The sequence below is a fragment of the Streptomyces sp. NPDC101234 genome (genome assembly GCF_044767525.1).
Taxonomy (GTDB): domain Bacteria; phylum Actinomycetota; class Actinomycetes; order Streptomycetales; family Streptomycetaceae; genus Streptomyces; species Streptomyces sasae.
In genome coordinates, this window is the sequence record NZ_JBIWOA010000044.1 from 76,585 (window position 1) to 93,690 (window position 17,106).

Consider the following 17,106-nt stretch of genomic DNA (forward strand, 5'->3'; position numbering starts at 1 on the left):
GAAGCCGCACCTTCCGAGCCGGCCATGAGCCGTCGGGCAGGAGCACCGGGCCATCGGGGCAAGCCCCGTCCGCAGCGCAGATCCATGGCCCGAGCCGGAGGCACCGCGCCTTCAGGCTCGTCGAATCGCTGATGTGGGCCCGTGATCCCACCGCGCCACAGCGGGCCCCGCACCTGCCCAAGGAGCCGACATGGCCAACGAGTTGAACCACATCATCGTCCATTCCCGCGACCGGCGGCAGTCCGCCGCGTTCCTGGCCGGCCTGACGGCTGCCCCCGCCCCGTCGACTGGGGGCGGTTCACCCAGGTGGCCACATCGCCTTCCTCGTGACCGATGAAGTGTTCGACGCGATCCTGGCGCGCCTGATGAAGGACTCCGTCCCGTTCTGACCGAACCCAACCCCGCCAGATCTGCCGAAGGCGAGATCAACCACGGTTACGCCGACTGCGGCCTGTACGCCCTCGCCCCCGGGGTGCAGTCCTGGCCGAGTTCATCACCGCCCTCCACGGCGACACCCCATAAGACGGGCCCGGCATCCGCGCACCTGTCGCGGATGCCGCCCGCGCCGGCAATGCCATTCAGCCGAGGAGAGCGAGGTACCCGCAGGGGCTGGACGCCCTGTACGAAGTGGGAGCGGCTGCACCGGTAGAGCTTGCCGCTTCGTTGTTGCTCCGTGACACCGGGAGGCGCCGGGGGTGGCCTGGTAGTGGGCGCGTGCGCCTGAGCTCAGGTCCCGGCGGGGGCGCACGGCTGGGAAACGGTCCCTGCCCGTTCCAAAGTGGCGAGCCACTGAGTGACGACAACGTTGACGAAGGTGTCGGTGACCTCGCCGCGGTCGACGAGGAGCCGGGCCAGGACGGGCCCGTAGAGCATGGTGAATTCGTCGTCGTCGATGTGGACGCCCGAGGGTTCCAACAGCATGTTCAGGGCCGCGCGCCGGTCCTGGATGAGACGGGCGAGGGCCTGGGCGCTGTCGGAGTCGTGGTCGGCGTGGGCCGTGACCGCGAGGACAGCGGACCGGGTGGCGGGGTCGCTGGTGCCGTTGCGCAGACTTATGAGCCAGGCGGTGGCCACGGCGCGCACATCACTGCCCGGCTCGGGGTAGTCACCGAGGTCCGGTCCTTCGAGGATGAGATCGAGAAGCAGAGCGGCACGACTGGGCCAGTGCCGGTAAACCGTCTGACGGGTGACCTCGGCCCGCTCCGCCAGCATCGCGTAGCTCAACCCCGTCGGTCCGACCTCGCGCAACAGCTCCCGCGCGATGGCCATGATGCGGGCACGAGTGCGCTGGACACGCGGGTTGCTCAGAGTCGGCTGGCGGCGGTGCACGGGCATCGAGGACATACATCCACTCTATCCAAAACATACACATTGTGTGACAGGCGGAAGGCCGAAAGTGTTAAGTGCCGACAACGATGCAACGTGACAAATGAAAAAGGCGCTCACACGGTCTGGATATTGCACCAGCAAACCTTGATCCGCCCGTGCCAGCCAGATCTTGCGCCTGAACCCCCGGCACGCCTGACAAGCTCGACTCCGCGTAGTACGTGTTCTGTGGAATCAAGGGACTCCCCCTCCACGGTCTGCCGGGTCGCGTTCAGCAGCTGGATCCCCTGCTCGCGATCGAACGCGTCGACCACCCGGCGGGGACCGCGGAGCGGTCGTGGATCGTGGACGGCACTCTGATCCCGGTGCGGGACCGGAGCGTGGCGGCCTCCAGCCACGACTACCGGCTCTCGGCGAACACACAGGTCACGCCCACTGTGGCCTCGCCCTCGCGGCATGAGCAGAAGAGCTCACGAGGGCCTGCGGGTCCTGATACGCGAGGAGGGCGTCTCGTTTCAACGCCTGAAAACCTGGGAGAGTCCCAGCAACCTCGATCAGCCGTCAAATTGACACACCCGTCTACGGAGTCAACCCTGCCCTAGCGCAAGCGGCCCGCAGCTGTGGTGTGCAGATCTGGGCGATGGTGTACACGCCGTCCTTGACGAGGGTCTGCTTGATGTTGGCGGTTGTCACGGTGACCGGGGTGAGGAGCACGGACGGGATGTGGTGGGTGGTGGGGCTGTCGGTCGTCGTCGTGGCGATGGTGTGCAGCTTCTCGCCGCGGCCCAGGGCGACGGCCATGGCAGCGGCTGCTTCGGCTTCCGCGCGGAAGGACTTGTATACCGTCATGGACTGCTCGCCGTTGATGATGCGTTGCACCGCGTCGAGGTCGGCGTCCTGGCCGGTGACCGGTGGAAGGCGCCTGACGTGGGCGCTCTTGAGTGCGGAGATGACGCCTGCGGCCATGGAGTCGTTGGCGGCCAGGACGCCGTCGATCCGGTCCGGGCCCAGGGCCGAGATGGCGGCGGACATGTTGGCGTTCGCGTTGTCCGTGCTCCAGCCCGGGGTGTCGTAGGAACGGCCGATCCTCACCTTGCCCCGCAGGACGGACAGCGCACCCCTCCTGTACCACGCGGCGTTGGGGCTGGTCGGGTCGCCGTTCATCATGACGATGGTCCGGTCCTTGGTCGGGGCGTGCATGGCCTCGAGGAGGGCCTGGCCCTGCAGCGTGCCGACCTGTACGCCGTCGAAGCTGACGTAGCCCGAGATCGGACCGTCGGCGAGCCTGTCGTAGGCGATGACGGGGACGCCCGCGTTGTACGCCTCCTGGACGGAAGAGCGCTGCGCCCTGTTGTCTGTGGCGCCGAGGATGAGGACCCTGACCCCCTTGGTGATCATGGCGGTCAACTGCTGCCGCTGGGCCGCCGAGTCGTCGTCGGCGTTGGCATAGGTGACGCTGCAGTGTGGGCAGAGCTGTTTCACCCGTTGCTCGATCAGCGGCTTGTCGGAGTTCTCCCAGCGTGGCACCACCCGGCTCGGCAGCAGCAGGCCGACGGTGAAGCTGTCCGTGGTGGCCTTTCCCCCTCCTGTGCAGGCGGCCGAGGGCATGGTCAGCAGGCCCGCGACAAGCGCGGCGATGACATACCGCGTACGGGACGCCACGCTTCGACTACGGTACGTCATGATCGGTCACCGTCCTCGCGTCCGGTGGCGAGGGTGGCGCGCGTGCGGCGCATGCCCTCGTCCAGGGACAGGTCGGCGGCCTCGATCAGCCCATCGGCGAGTAGGGCGAGCATCGTTCCGGTCGCCGGTGCCACCGCGGTCACGGGGAGGTCCGCCTCCGTGCAAATACCCAGCGGAAGGCCGCCCTCGACCCGGACCTCATCGGTGCTGCCGTCGGGATGACGCAGCAGCGGTGCGACGTGCCCGGCCCGGACGAACAGGACGTCGCCCTCGTCCATGTCCAGTCCTGCGTAGCAGCAGGTGGCGAAGAGATCCGTCTCCATGCCGACGAGAAGGCGGTTGGCGTGCGAGACGACCACGTCGGGCGGGTGGCCCTCCACCACGTACGCCCTGACGGCGGTACGCATCTGGCCAATGATCGCCGCGGCTGCGGCGCTGTGCCCCTGCACGTCGCCGATGACCAGCGCCACCCGGTCCTCGGAAAGAGCGATCACGTCGTACCAGTCGCCGCCCACCTGCAGTCCTCGCCGGGCGGACAGGTAGCGGGCGACGGCGATCCCGCCGGGAATCTCGGGCAGACGTCGCGGCAGCGGGCCGGCGGCCTGGCCCCCGGCGGGCAGCGACAGAACCGCAAGGCCTCCGGGGCCGATGCCGTCGAGTCCCGATTCGAAGGCGGTTCCTGTCGGCCACAGGTCCATACGACCGTCTCCCAGTGTCATCTGCAGGGCCGGCAGGGCGCTGAAGGGTGCGTCGGGCCACCCCCAAGGCGACTGGAGACGCCATGCCTGCGGCCGGGCAGCAGACTGCGGCGGGGCGAGCAGGGTGACCTGGAGCCGCTCGTGCCGCGGCTCGGCGAGGGCCACTCGATCGGCGCCCCGGTGCAGGACCGAGGTCGCTGTCACCACGCCCAGCACCTGATCCGGCCGGCCGTCGGCACCTGCCGCCACCCGGCACCTCGGACTCAGCCGGCTCATCTCACCGGCGGGGCATCGGACGCGGAAGTCCGGTTCCCGTCGGCCGGCCGTCTGGACGGACGGATCCAGCACCGACATCAGCGCGTGCAAGTCTTCCGGCAGTACGTGCGCGAGCAGGGAGTCCGCCTTGCCGTCGAAGTCGTCCGGCCCGATCCGGACCGGTTCGCACAGCGTCGAACTCAAGGGCGCCGACGGCACCCCTGCCTCGGCCCCGGCCTCCAGCACGTCGGCGACCGCGTCGGCACAGCGCTCCAGGAAGTGCTGCTGATCGGCTTCGAAGCCGTTCTCACCGGCGCCCGCGACGATCAGGCAGCCGAGCCGTCTGCCGTTGGCGCCGAGGAGCAACGCGCCGAGCGATGCCCAGACTCGCAGCGGCGCGGGACAGCCCTCAGGGTAGGAGGCGAGTGCCAAGGGGGTCGGCCGCAAGGGGTGGGGCGCACGGAAGGCGTGGGCCGCTGGCGAGCCGCCGGACAGGACCAAGCGCTCCGGCAGTCCGTACTCGGCAGGTACGCATCCGGCCGCGTCCTCCGACCGAAGGTCGTCAGATCCTGCGCCGGGCGCATAGAGCACTGCCGGCGCCGTTCCGGCGAACGTCAGGGCGCGGACGCTCACCGGGGTCTCCGGCCCCGGTCGTGAACCGGTGTCCGCGACGCCCGCCTCGGCTGTCCCCGGCCGCGAAACTCCGGCCTGGGCACTGCCGTTGTGAGGCATGTCCGCACCCACCTCCCGTCCGTGCCGGGGTGCCGACCGGCCGCCGTTGGCCCCCCTACCAGAATCATATAGAGGGATGAACAGGACAGATTGACTTCACCTCGGGCTGCGCGGCACCGAGTTCACAGTTCGCGATGGCCGGTGTCACACTGGCGAGGAGGTCGTTTTGCCGCTTTCACCCGGTCCGGGCGGGTACGGGACGAGACCCCGCCCCGCCCCGGTGGGCCACGCCGCTGCACCGCGGTTGCAACCGCATGGCTCCAGGGAGGAGGGAGGCCTCGCGCATGAATGTCTGCGTTCGGGACACCGCCCTCGCCCTGGCCGCGATCTCGACGGCCGTGTCCCTCACCGCCTGCGGGTGGGGCGCCGGGAACACCTCCGGGCCAGGGAGCGCGCGGAAGATCGGCGTGCTGCTGCCGGACTCCACCACCGCCCGCTGGGAGACGCAGGACAGGCCTCTGCTGGATCAGAAGATCCGGCAGCTGTGCCGTGAATGCACGATCGAGCACGCCAACGCCAAGGGCGACGTGGCCATCCAGCAGGAACAGATGGACTCGTCGATAGCCAGTGGGGTCAATGCCATCGTGCTGGCGGCCGTCGATGCCAGGGCCATGGGCGCCTGGGTCGGAAAAGCAGCGGCCGCGCACATCCCGGTCATCGCCTACGACCGCCTCGCCGAGGGCCCGATCTCGGGCTACGTCTCCTTCGACGGCCAGGAGGTCGGCAGGCTCCAGGGCCGGGCGCTGCTGACGGCCATGGGCGCCAAGGCGCACGGCGGCCGGATCGTGATGATGAACGGCGACCCCGGCGACCCCAACGCGCTGTGGTTCAAACAGGGCGCACTGTCCGAACTCCAGGGGAAGGTGACCATCGCCAAGGAGTACGACACACCCCAGTGGAGCACGGAGGCGGCGAACCTGAACATGTCCGGGGCCATCTCCGCCCTGGGCGCCGCCGGCATCAACGGCGTCTACGCCGCCAACGACGGCCTCGCCGCCGGCAGTATCGCCGCCCTCAAAGCCAACAAGGTCAGCCCGCTGCCGCCCGTCACCGGGCAGGACGCCGAGCTCTCAGCCGTTCGGCGCATCGTCAGCGGCGATCAGTACATGACGGTCTACAAGCCGTTCGGACCCGAGGCTGCCGCCGGCGGCGCCATGGCGGTTACCGCCGCGCGTGGACAGCGCCTCGACAGGGCGGCCACCAGGCGGGTGAAAACCCGCACCGGCGCGGAGGTGCCGGCCGTGCTGCTCACCCCGGTGCCCGTGACCCTTGACACCATCAAGAACACCTTGGTGAAGGACGGCGTGTACACGCTCGAACAGATCTGTGCCCCGCCGCTCGCGGGCGAATGCCACAAGTCCGGGCTGACCTGACAGGCGGGACCGGTCGGCCGGGCCCGGGAAGGAGATGATTCCCTTGCCGCCCCCCTTGCTCGCCCTGGACGGTGTGTGCAAGCGCTTCGGCGTCATCGAGGCCCTCCGGGACATCGAGCCGGAAACCCACGCCGGCCAGGCACTGATCCTGCTCGGCTACGACGGAGCCGGCAAGCCCACCCTGGTCAAGGTGATCTCCGGGGTCGCTCCCGCGGACAAGGGGAGCATCGAGCGGGAGGGCCGGACCGTTCACATCCCGCGTCCCCAGGAAGCCCGGGACCTCGGCATCGCCACCGTCTGCCAGGACCTGGCGCTGTGCACAGACCTCGACGCCGTCGGCGACCTCTTCCTCGGACCAGAGATCCGCAGGTTCGGCTTCCTCGACGAGGTGGAGACGGAACGCGGCAGCAGGCAGCTGCTGGAGCGCCTGACCCGGAGCGTCCCCGAGCTGCGCGGTCCCCTGGTGCCACTGTCCGTCGGCCGGCGGCAGACCGTCGCCAGCGCCCGTTCGCTTCTCGGCGATCCGCACGCCCTTCTTCTGGGCGAACCGACCGCGGCGCCGGAGCTCGGGCAGACCACCGAGGTTCTCGACCTCCTCGACCGTCTCCGCCACAACGCCCTGGGGATCCCGCTCATCAGCCACAACATGGCCGATGTGGAGGCCCTCGCGAACCGGGCCGCCGTGCTGCGACTCGGCCGCGACAACGGCATCTTCGACGTGAGCACCACCTCCCGGGAGCAGATCGTCTCCTCCATCACGGGCGCCACGGACAACACGCCCCGTCGGCCGGCCCACCGCGAGGCCGAGTGGTGAAAGGGATGCGCGACATGCCGGATGAGACGCGGGCCGATCTCGTAGCAGCCCGACAGCGCCGCGCCATGCGGGCAACCACCCGTGCTGTGGCGGGCTGGATCGCCCTCCGGTGGCACCGGCTCAGCGCCGGTGAGCTGGGCCGCCTTCCCGTCACCCTCGTCCTCGCCGCGGTCTGGATCATCTTCCAGTGCATCAACCCCACCTTCCTCTCACCCCGCAACCTGTCCAACCTCAGCGTGGACATCGTGGGTACGGGGCTCATCGCGGTCGGCATCGTCTTCGTGCTGCTGCTCGGTCAACTCGACCTGTCGGTCGGCTCGATCAGCGGGCTCGCCGCCGCGGTCTTCGCCGTGCTCAGCGTCAACAACGGCGTGCCGGAATGGCTCGCCCTGATCGTCGCCGTGCTGACGGGCACCGTGGCGGGGACCGTCCAGGGGTACTCCGTCGCCAGGACCCGGGTGCCGGCCTTCGTGGTCACCCTCGCCGGGCTGCTGACGTGGAACGGCTTCATGCTCGCCATCCTCGGCACCAGCGGCACCATCAACCTCGACGAGAACGGGCTCATCGCCCACCTGACCAGCTACTACTTCACCGACGACGGCGTCGCCTACGCGGTGGCAGCACTCACCACAGCTCTGGTCTTCCTCACCTCCTACCTGAGCTGGCACCGCCGCAGGGCCGTCGGCATGCCACACCGCCCGCTGCACACCATCGGGGTGCGCACAGGAGTAGTGGCGGTGATCGCGTTCGTCTCCGCCTACCTGCTGAACCAGTTCCAGGGCCTGCCGCTGGCTCTGCTGATCTTCCTCGCCATGGTGGCGGGCCTCGACATCATGCTCCGGCGCACGCCCTACGGACGCCAGGTCTACGCACTGGGGAGCAGCGTCGAGGCGGCCCGTCGTGCCAGTGTCAGCGTGACCGGCGTACAGACGGCCGTGCTCGCAGTCTCCGGCACCCTGGCGGCGACCGGCGGCCTGTTCCTGGCCTCGCGCATCACGTCGGTGAGCCAGAACTCCGGCTCCGGCGTCCTGCTGCTCAACGCCATCGCCGCCGCCGTCATCGGCGGCACCAGCCTGTTCGGAGGACGCGGTACAACCTGGTCCGCGGTGCTCGGCATCCTGGTCATCCAGTCGATCGCCTCGGGCATGGCCCTCACCGACACGCCCACCGCCGTCCAGCTGGTGATCACGGGCGGGGTGCTCTTCGCCGCGGTGGTCGTTGACTCACTGTCCCGACTCACGCAGCAGGCGCACGGGCGCGCCTGACACCTCCACTGGCGGCGTCGGTGATGCCCGCAGCGGCCCGGGCATGGCGCCGGGGCGCCGATCGTGCTGGGCTGGGACGGGGACGGCGCGGCCACCTGATGCATGTAGGTGCTTCATGGTCCGGGTGACAGCCGCGAGCGGGGTGGCGGTCCTGAGACCGCCGAGGTACTCGGGGAGGGACTCGTGCAGCAGATGCAGCAGGGATTCGTGGCGGACGTTTCCCACATGGTCACTCTGGCGTTCTCCGCGGCACCGCCCAGCGCCGCGGCCATCCCGTCCACGTCAACAGACATGCAGGATAAATAACTAGATACAATTAAAGCGTTTTCATATACATGTCGGGTGACGAGGTAATCCGGTGCAGGCCGGACGTGACATGCCCATCTCTCCCTGCACAGACCCGATCAAAAATTCGACACGATTGATGATGTGAATCTGCTGGTCACATGACATCCGCTACCATCCCGTGGTCCGACTGAGCTGGGATGTCACAGTCAGCCCTTCCGACGGGTAGACGGCAGGCGCTTCGGGACCCAGCGCAAGGAAGTACCGATGAGGTTGAGATCCGTCCTCTGCTCCACTGCTTCCGCCCTCTCGGCACTGGTGCTGCTCAGCTCCTGCAGCGGCGGCGACAGCACGGCCACGTCGAGCGGCGTCAAGCCGCTGGTCGGCGTCGACTACCCGCGGTCCGACACCGACTTCTGGAACGCGTACATCAGGTACACACCGGAGTACGCCAAGCAACTCGGTCTCTCACTCAAGACCACCGACTCGCAGAACGATATCGCCAGACTCGCCACCAACACGCAGACCCTCATTCTCGAGGGCGTCGAGGGCATCGCGATGGCCCCGCAGAGCACATTTGCCATCGCACCGATCCTGGCGCAGTTGCAGGCGGCGAAGATACCGGTCGTCACCATCGACACCCGTCCGGACACCGGAAAGGTCTACATGGTGGTCCGCGCCGACAACCGCGCCTACGGCGAGAAGGCCTGCCAGTACCTGGGCACCAAGCTGGGCGGCAAGGGCAAGGTCGTGATGCTCGAGGGCGACCTCGCATCGATCAACGGCCGTGACCGTACCGAGGGATTCAACGACTGCATGAAGAAGAACTACCCGGGCATCAAGGTGTTCGGCGAGGCCACCAACTGGGACGGCGCCGTCGCCGCGCAGAAACTCCAGACCGACCTCACAGCCCACCCGGACATCAAGGGCATCTACATGCAGTCCAGCCTGGCCCTTTCCGGCACGCTCCACGTGCTCAAGCAGGAAGGGCTGCTGGTCAGCCCGAAGGACGAGAAACACGTTTTCGTCGTCTCCAACGACGGCATTCCCAGGGAACTCGAGAACATCTCCGACGGCAACATCGACGCCACCGTGTCCCAGCCGACCAACCTTTATGCCAAGTACGCCCTGTACTACCTGAAGGCCGCGATCGACGGTAAGACGTTCAAGCCCGGCAGGACCGACCACGAGAGCACCATCGTGCGGGTCCGCGACGGACTTCTGGAAGACCAGCTCTCCGCCCCGCTCGTCACCGTCGACGGCGGCACGTACGGCGGCGTCCCCAGCCTCAAGAGCACCGACACCTCTCTTTGGGGCAACAACCTCGGGTGACACCGCGTCTGAGGCTGAGCGACCAGGCAGCCGGTCACCGAACTCCGCTCCGAAGCTCACTGGTTCGTGGTTGGAGCCGGCAGGTGTGCCTACCACGCCGATCATGTCTGAAGGTGTGCTGGTGCACAGGGAATTCGAGCGGGTGCGGGGGCTGCCGCATTCGGTGCCGGATGCTCACGCTCTCTTGGCCGATGGCGTCGCCGGCCGGTGGCCGATCACCTCCTCCAGGAACGACGCCGTCCCCAGCCCCAGCCCGGCCCGCGCCGACGGATCCGTACGCCCTCCAACACGGGGATGAACATGAGGCTGTCGCCCCGCTGTCTCGGCGAGATCTGCCAGGTCAGTGGGTGGGCCCGGCCGTCGGCCAACAGATGGATTTTGCTGGTCAGCCAGCGCCCCAGTGCCTCCCGCCCATCCTCCCCCACACGCGCACCGCCCCTTTTTATGGAAGGTCGCGCGGCGGCCGGTGACGGGCCCCGGCCACGTGCTGATGCGGTCGGCAGGACGTGGAGTCGGTGTTCACCGCCCATCCCGTCTGCGCTGCGCAGTCTCCGCCTCTACCGCCTTGGCCAGTGTCCCGTCGGGATCGGTGGCACCGCCTCGATCTGTAACTCGTCCAGGATCTGCCGCCAGATGCTGTCCACCGATCAGCGGCAGTGGCGCTCGTAGACGGTCTGCCAAGGGCCGTACCGTTCGGGCAGGTCCGGCCGGAGCAGCCCGGTACCGGCCCGGTACAACACACCATTGACTACTGCGCGGTGATCGGCCCACTGCCCTCCGGGCTTGCCGTGGGCGGGCAGTAACGGCTCGAACTTCTGCCACTGCACGTCCATGAGCTCATGTCACCGCACCAAGGCATGCACCTGCTCAGCCCGAGCACCACCGAGGCCTGCCTGACCCGTGACACACATGCCGCTCGGCTGCCGGTCCAAGGCGGCCGCGGCGCTCATGTGCGGCACGGCCTGCGGAGCCCTCGGCGTCGCCGGTCTCGCCCGCCGGCTCGGCGACTGGACCATCGCCTGACGTCCACGCCCGCCGTTGCTGGGCCCGTCACCTCGGCGGAGGGAGGTGACGGGCCCGGGGAGGAGACGTATGCGGGTGTCAGTCTGCGGCGAGGAGGCGGGCAGGGGCGATGCGGGAAAGGCCTCGGATCGGCACGGTCAGTGCCGCGCACACCAGGACGGTCGCAGCCAGCGTGGCCAGCAGCGCGGCGCCGGCGACCGCGAGGAGGCGGCCGTGCAGCAGGCCCTGGCCGAGCGAGACCACGGTGATCAGGCCGGCCACCGCGCCTGACAGGCCGCCCAGCAGCGCCAGTCCGATCCCCTCGTAGACGGTCAGCAGCGCCAGTTCGCGATGGGTCCAGCCGGTCGCCCGCAGCACGGCGAGGTCGGCGGCGCGCTCGCGCTGCGAGAGGACCAGGACGTCGATGGCACCGGCGGCGCCCAGCAGCAGGGACAGTGCCACGCTGAGGTAGTCGGCATCGCGTGCCTGTGCCACCACGGCGCTTCCGAGCAGTGACCCGGCCACCTCGCCGCGGAAGGCCAGTGTCAGGGCGAGCAGCACGGTGAAGGCGGCCACGCCCAGCGCCAGTCCCGCCGCGCCCAGCAGTGTGCGACCCCGTACCCGCAGCAGGTTGAACATGGCCAGTGCGGCCACCGAACGCACCGGGCGCGCGCGGCGGGCGGCGGTCACCGGGGGCCGGACGGCTTCCATCGGCCCGAGGCGGGTGGCGAGCCAGGCGGGGATCAGACCCGCCGCAGTGGCCAGGAGCAGCGCGACCGGCAGCACGAGCAACGACTTGCCGCCGGCATCGGGCTGTCCCAGCATCCGGCCCAGCACATATGCGAGAACCGCGCCCGCGGCTCCGGCGGCGAGGCCGATCAACACGAGTTCACCGAGGACCAGACGGAGTACCTCGCCACCGCTCCAGCCCAGGCAGCGCAGTGTGCCGATCTCCGTGCGGCGTGAGCGCACCGAGGCCAGCGCCGCCTGTCCGAGGAAGAGCGCGCACACGACCAGGACCAGCACGAACAGCACCGCGCTCTTCGTGTCCACCGCCCTGAGGATCCGCAGCGCCACCCCCTTGGCGACCCAGCGCTCCGTCACCTGTGCCGAGGCGTTCAGGGCCACCGTCCGCGGGGCGGGCGAACTGCCGACGGTGACGTCGACCTGGAGTCGTGGGTAGGCGGCCCGGATCGCCCCTGCCACGGCGTTCACCCGCGCCCGGGAGGCGGTGTCGACGCCGGTCACTCCTGCCACCCGGATCCTGATCGCGCTGACCGGCGCCTTGTCCTGCAGGCTCGGCACCCGACGGCTCTTGGTGAGCGCGGTGATGGAGTCCATCGTCGTCAGCATGGTGGGCGGCTGGCTGACGTAACCGCCGAGGTTGCGGTCGGGCTGCAGTGGCTTGTTGTGGAGGGCCTTGCGGGTGCCGTCGTCCGCGCCGGTGACCTGCGGTGCCTGGTAGGTCTCCAGCGGTGCGTCGGACAAGGGCGAGAAACCGGGCAGCCTGCCGGTGTCGTAGCGGCCGACCAGCTGGACGAAGGGGTTGGGCAGGCGTCCGGAGTCGACACCGTCGCAGGTTCCGAGACCGATGCAGCTCGTGGAGGCGTGGCTGGTCACCTTCCGGTACTGCTTGCCCTGGTTCTCCTCGGGAACATAGGGAAACGGCTGTTGGTCCCCGTTGGTCACCCACAGGCCGGGCTTCTGGGGCTGCTGGGCCTCGACGGCGAGGTCACCGCCGGCCGTGCGGCGGTACGCGACCGGGCCGACCGTCCAGTAGACGTCGGTGTCGAAGGAGTCCTCGCCCAGCGCCTTGCGGTAGCCCTTGCTCAGGTCGACGCCGACGTGCCCCACCTGGGTGCCGTGCAGGCCGCGGACGAAGCTGTCGGCTGTCGGATTGCCGAGTTCGGAGGGGAGTTTGACCGGGTCACCGATGTCGAGCCGCTCGACGGAGGCAGTCAGCTTCCCGGCGGTCACCGGCTTGCTGCTGAGCATCGCCGGGATGTAGGAATCGCGCTGTCCATGAACGCTCTTGGCGGAGGACAGTACCCATGGCTTGTCCTGCTCGGTGAGCATGCGGCCCGAGGTGACGGTGGTGCCGAGACCCACCAGCCGGTCCTCGGCCGCCGGGTCAATGGCGGACAGCAGTACGGGGTAGGCGACCGGAACGTCGATCGTGGCCTTGTCCCGCCCGGACTGACAGTTCATCAGTGAGCTCAGGTCCGGGTCGAACGGCGACTTCGCCCTGAGGTCCTCGGCGATGATGTTCGGCTTCAGCGGCAGTTCCAGGTTGAACTCGGTCTGCTCGGACTTGTCCCGGTTGAAGTAGAAGCAGACGTCGTACTTCCCCTTCAGCTGGTAGCGCTGAGTGCTCTTGTCGATCGCCCCTTTTTCCAGGGTGTCGGACTGGAAGAGCTTGTCCGCGGACGAGCCCGATGTCAGGGGGCTGCGGGTGAGGTACACGTACTCGTCGGATGTGCGGTACGTGCCCAGCCCGGCGGTGAGTGTGGGGCGCAGGCGCAGGATCTGCCGGGACGCCTGGCTGTCCAGGAAGCGGGACACGTCCACGCTGACGGTGGTCGCCACCATGAGGTAGCCGATGTTGGCGACCGGTGCGGCCACGTCGACCCCGGCCATGGCGCGGATGCGCCGGTACTGGTCCATGGTGATACCGCCGAACGTGCCGGACAGGAAGTTCGGCGCGACCATTCCGCTCTGCAGTTCGACGTCCGTCTGCGCGTGGGGCGGACGCACCAGGACGTCATAGGCGGACCGTGCGTTCTTCCGTACCGTGCCCACGGTGGTCGCTCTGCTCGTGCTCACCGTCGCGGTCAGCAGGGTGAAGCTGGTCGCCGCCACCAGGATCCCGGCCGCCAGGGCCAGCGCGCGCCCGCGCCGCCGCCGGAGCTGATCAAGGTTCATCGTTATCACGGGCGCAGGCCCCCCAGCCGGTTCAGCACGTCGCCGGACGGCGTGACGCACTGGTCGGAGGTGATCCTGCCGTCCTGCAGACGCACGATCCGGTCTCCGTTGGCGGCGACCTCCGCGTCGTGGGTGGCGATCAGCATCGTCATGCCGTACCGCTCGCGCAGCGACATCAGCAGGTCGATGATCTCCCGTCCGATGACGCTGTCGAGGTTGCCCGTCGGCTCATCGGCCAACAGGAGTCCCGGCCGGTTGACCAACGCACGTGCGACGGCGACGCGTTGCTGCTGACCACCCGACAACTGCGAAGGCAGGGCATCGGACCGGTCCGCGAGGCCGACCGCTTCGAGCAGTTCCGTGCCGCGCTCGCGTCGGTCGAAATCCACCCGGCGCGGCAGTACGGGGGCGAGCACGTTGTCCAGCGCCGTCAGGGCGGGCAGCAGATGGAAGCGCTGGAAGACGAAGCCGATGCGCCGCCGGTGGGCGTCCAGGCTCCGGGACACCAGCTCGGTCCCGTCGATCTCGACGTGCCCCTCGTCGGGCCGGTCCATGCCACCCGTCAGGTGCAGCACGGTGGACTTGCCGGCACCGGAAGGCCCGGTCAGCATCACCACCTCGCCCGCCGCGACCTCCAGGTCCACCCCGTCCAGAGCGGTCAGCCCAGGGTATCGGCGACTCACCCCGCGCAGCGCCACGCTCACAGCCATAGATGCAGCCTCGCCCTCATACATTGTCACAATGTAGGGGTATGTTGTCACAACGTAGAAGGGAGGTACATGCCGCTCCACCACGCCGTGCTCGCGCTGCTGACCCAGCGACCGAACCACGGATACGAACTCAAGGCCCGGTTCGAGGAGACCATCGGCCCCCAGTGGGGTGGCCTCAACATCGGTCACCTGTACCAGATCCTCGAACGGCTGGTCCGTGACGGCTACGTCTCCCGCTCGCAGGTCACCCAGGCCGACCGGCCCGACAAGAACCTGTACACGCTCACCGAAGCCGGCGAGGCCGAGTTGCGTACGTGGGCGACCACGTCCTGGGTACGGGTCGGCGGCTTCCGCGACGAGTTGTTCCTGAAGCTCCTCGGCGCCGCCGCCCTGGGCCCGGAGGCACTGACCACGCTGATCGAGGCGCAGCGACAGACCTACCTGTCCGAACTCGCCGGGCTGGCCCGGCAGCGCCGGGCCCACACCGACGAGCCGCTGGTCGCCATTCTGATCGACGCCGCCATCGCGCACACCAAGGCCGACCTCGGACTCCTCGACAGCGCCGCCCGGCACCTGGGACCGATCGCCGCGGCGCAGGGCGCGCAGGCGGGTGAGCAGGCGCAAGCGCACGGCGCGTCCGGCTCCGGCTCCGGCTCCGGCTCCGGCTCCGGCTCCGGCTCCGGCTCCGGCTCCGGCTCCGGCTCCGACGGAACGAACGGCCACCGGACCCGGTCCGCCTAGCCAACACAGCACGCGCTCAAGGGAAGAAGTCGACACTTTGGACGTACCCCACAGCCTCGGTGAACTCCGGGTCTTTGAGGCGTCGTTCCCTTTCCTGTGGGCTCAGCTCCTCCACACGGGTCCGGATCCGGTACAGGCCGCCCAGCGGATCGCGTACCCGACCGACCCGGTCTCCGAAGAACACGTGAGTGACCCCGGTGACCGAGATACCGCCGACCGCAACGGCCCGACAGTGCACGACGTCGGCGTCCCCGACGCCAAGACACAGGAAGCCAGGGGGCGCCGGCCACTCCGGCCACGCGTCGCACTTCAGCACCACCGAACCCCCGCCCCGTACCTCCGCATGCCCGACGGCCCCGTCCCCGCCCGCAAGACACGCGAGCTCCTCCACGCCGAAAGCCTGCTCCATGCTGCCGATGAGCCGCACCGTGCCACGCGAGACGACCCGCAACGTCACGGTGCCGCGGCTTCAGGGCACCGGCTTCAGGGCACGTCCGGTGTGCCAGGCGAAGGAGAAGCGCGCGGCGGCTTCGGCGGGCGCGGCCGCTCGGCGGCGTCCGGAAACGTCGTGGACGGCGGTCGCGGGACGGCGGTCGCGCCCTCGGAACGGAGCTGGTCGGCACCGCCGTCCCACGCCATGACGGCGGCGTCGGCACGGACATCCGCAGCAGTGAGCTCCGTGCGGCCCCGCTCGGTCTACTGCCGCAGGAGGCCGGTGGCGTCCCGGCCGAATCGCCGCACGGTCACCAGGGCGTTGAAGCGCCCGGCGAGGCCAGTGACTCGTGCGCGTGCCTGCAGCGTGACATTCGTCGACTCGACGACTGCGCAGTGCCCGGCAGCGAGCCTGACGACGATCCCTCGGTCACGTACCCCGAAAATCCGCGCATCCACCCCCGGCGTGGCGGTGGTCGCCTCTTCCGGCGGCTCCGGCTACACCGTCCCGACCGTCCCGGCGGCATACTCCAGCGTCATCGCGGTGGGGGGCACCTCGCTCACCCGTGCCGACAACGACCGCGGCTGGCAGGAGTCCGCCTGGGCCGGGTCGGGCAGCGGCTGCCCGGCCTGGGTCGACAAGCCGGCCTGGCAGCAGGACACCGACTGCCCCGGCCGCACGATCGCGGACGTGTCCGCCGTCGCCGACCCCGACACCGGCCTCGCCGTCTACGTCACCTCCGTGCCCCGGGGCAACGGTGACTGGACGGTGGTGGGGCGGACCAGTGCCTCGGCGCCGTTCTTGGCCGGAGTCATCGCACTCGCCGGCGACCCCGCCGCCTTCCCCGACGCCTCGCGCCTGTACTCCGCCGGTGCGGCGGGCCTCAACGACGTGCCCGACGGCTCCACCGGCACCTGCGACGGCGACTACCTCTGCACAGCGGTTCCGGGCTACGACGCCCCCCACCGGCAACGGCACCCCGAACGGACTGTCGGCGTTCTGACAGTGGGATCCGCAGTTCACTCAATGCAGAAAGTGCTGGTCAGGATCGCTCCCGACCAGCGCTCCGTTGGTGAAGGGTCCCGGTGCACCCACTGCGCAAGCGACTCCGTGGCGGTGCAGCATGTCCGCGACTTCAGTGGCCATGCCCGGACCTGGACTGTTCGTCGCGAAGTGCGGCTGGGGCATCCGTTGGGCGGCCGTCGACGAGAGCGAGCAGGCCGTCGGTCCGCTGCGCTGCGAGATGTGCCCCTTGAGCCACGCCACGGGGGCCGCCGCCGAGGCCCAGAGGTGTTCCCGTGTGCGGCGGGAACAGCAGGTGCGGCCGGCACTGTTGCACCGGCCGAGGGGCCGGCGTCGCGCGGGCGGGGAAGACGGAGACCGACAGATCGTCCTCTCCGGCGTGATCCCGGGCCCTCGGGTCCGCGGTGCCCCCGATGGTCTGCTGTCGAGGGGCGCCCGCTCATGTACCGGCCGCGGACTCGGACCGAGGCCTTATCACGCAGGAGGACTGTTTCATGAACGACCGGCCCTTG

13 protein-coding genes and 2 pseudogenes are annotated in these 17,106 nt (G+C 69.3%); 7 read left to right on the forward strand and 8 right to left on the reverse strand.

Going from position 1 to position 17,106, the window contains the following annotated elements; genetic code table 11:
• Nucleotides 1-726: 726 nt before the first annotated feature.
• Entirely contained in the window at nt 727-1,344 is a 618-nt protein-coding gene (locus ACIRR9_RS47665) for a TetR/AcrR family transcriptional regulator (protein ID WP_403765685.1), read from the reverse strand.
• A gap of 225 nt (nt 1,345-1,569) precedes the next feature.
• Between ACIRR9_RS47665 and ACIRR9_RS47670 the strand changes: the two are divergent.
• Nucleotides 1,570-1,754: pseudogene (locus ACIRR9_RS47670) on the forward strand (IS5/IS1182 family transposase); the annotation flags it as partial.
• 151 nt (nt 1,755-1,905) lie between these two features.
• Here ACIRR9_RS47670 and ACIRR9_RS47675 read toward each other — a convergent pair.
• Nucleotides 1,906-2,988, reverse strand: a complete 1,083-nt coding sequence (locus tag ACIRR9_RS47675) for a sugar ABC transporter substrate-binding protein (protein WP_403765688.1) — start codon at nt 2,986-2,988, stop codon at nt 1,906-1,908.
• Nucleotides 2,989-3,035: 47 nt separating this feature from the next.
• Nucleotides 3,036-4,694 (reverse strand): annotated as a pseudogene (locus ACIRR9_RS47680) (SpoIIE family protein phosphatase); the annotation flags it as partial.
• Between the two features lie 284 nt (nt 4,695-4,978).
• Here ACIRR9_RS47680 and ACIRR9_RS47685 point away from each other — a divergent pair.
• From ACIRR9_RS47685 to ACIRR9_RS47700, 4 genes are all read left to right on the forward strand, one after another.
• Nucleotides 4,979-6,067, forward strand: coding sequence for a sugar ABC transporter substrate-binding protein (locus ACIRR9_RS47685; protein ID WP_403765690.1), 1,089 nt, complete (start codon nt 4,979-4,981; stop codon nt 6,065-6,067).
• Nucleotides 6,068-6,101: 34 nt separating this feature from the next.
• Nucleotides 6,102-6,881 carry an ATP-binding cassette domain-containing protein gene (locus tag ACIRR9_RS47690; protein ID WP_403765693.1) on the forward strand — a complete coding sequence of 260 codons (780 nt, stop codon included), beginning with the start codon at nt 6,102-6,104 and terminating at the stop codon, nt 6,879-6,881.
• Nucleotides 6,882-6,886: 5 nt separating this feature from the next.
• Nucleotides 6,887-8,146, forward strand: coding sequence for a sugar ABC transporter permease (locus ACIRR9_RS47695; RefSeq protein ID WP_403765696.1), 1,260 nt, complete (start codon nt 6,887-6,889; stop codon nt 8,144-8,146).
• Nucleotides 8,147-8,698: 552 nt separating this feature from the next.
• On the forward strand, nt 8,699-9,763 hold the full coding sequence (locus tag ACIRR9_RS47700; RefSeq protein ID WP_403765699.1) for a sugar ABC transporter substrate-binding protein: 1,065 nt from the start codon (nt 8,699-8,701) through the stop codon (nt 9,761-9,763).
• A gap of 647 nt (nt 9,764-10,410) precedes the next feature.
• Here ACIRR9_RS47700 and ACIRR9_RS47705 read toward each other — a convergent pair.
• Nucleotides 10,411-10,596: a transposase gene (locus ACIRR9_RS47705; RefSeq protein ID WP_403765702.1), complete on the reverse strand. Its 186-nt coding sequence runs from the start codon at nt 10,594-10,596 to the stop codon at nt 10,411-10,413.
• Nucleotides 10,597-10,663: 67 nt separating this feature from the next.
• On the opposite strand from ACIRR9_RS47705, the gene ACIRR9_RS47710 reads away from it, so the two are divergent.
• Complete coding sequence (locus ACIRR9_RS47710; protein ID WP_403765705.1) at nt 10,664-10,786, forward strand: hypothetical protein; 123 nt, start codon at nt 10,664-10,666, stop codon at nt 10,784-10,786.
• 78 nt (nt 10,787-10,864) lie between these two features.
• Here ACIRR9_RS47710 and ACIRR9_RS47715 read toward each other — a convergent pair whose 3' ends face one another.
• On the reverse strand, nt 10,865-13,687 hold the full coding sequence (locus ACIRR9_RS47715; protein WP_403765708.1) for an FtsX-like permease family protein: 2,823 nt from the start codon (nt 13,685-13,687) through the stop codon (nt 10,865-10,867).
• A 5-nt stretch (nt 13,688-13,692) separates the two neighbouring features.
• Nucleotides 13,693-14,397 (reverse strand): ABC transporter ATP-binding protein, encoded by a 705-nt coding sequence (locus ACIRR9_RS47720; RefSeq protein ID WP_403765711.1) that lies wholly within the window; start codon nt 14,395-14,397, stop codon nt 13,693-13,695.
• Nucleotides 14,398-14,466: 69 nt separating this feature from the next.
• Between ACIRR9_RS47720 and ACIRR9_RS47725 the strand changes: the two genes are divergently transcribed.
• A complete protein-coding gene (locus tag ACIRR9_RS47725) occupies nt 14,467-15,138 on the forward strand; it encodes a PadR family transcriptional regulator (protein ID WP_403765714.1) in 672 nt (223 codons plus the stop codon).
• A gap of 16 nt (nt 15,139-15,154) precedes the next feature.
• Here ACIRR9_RS47725 and ACIRR9_RS47730 read toward each other — a convergent pair whose 3' ends face one another.
• On the reverse strand, nt 15,155-15,565 hold the full coding sequence (locus ACIRR9_RS47730) for a VOC family protein (protein ID WP_403765717.1): 411 nt from the start codon (nt 15,563-15,565) through the stop codon (nt 15,155-15,157).
• 503 nt (nt 15,566-16,068) lie between these two features.
• Nucleotides 16,069-16,287 (reverse strand): hypothetical protein, encoded by a 219-nt coding sequence (locus tag ACIRR9_RS47735; RefSeq protein WP_403765720.1) that lies wholly within the window; start codon nt 16,285-16,287, stop codon nt 16,069-16,071.
• Between the last annotated feature and the right edge of the window lie 819 nt (nt 16,288-17,106).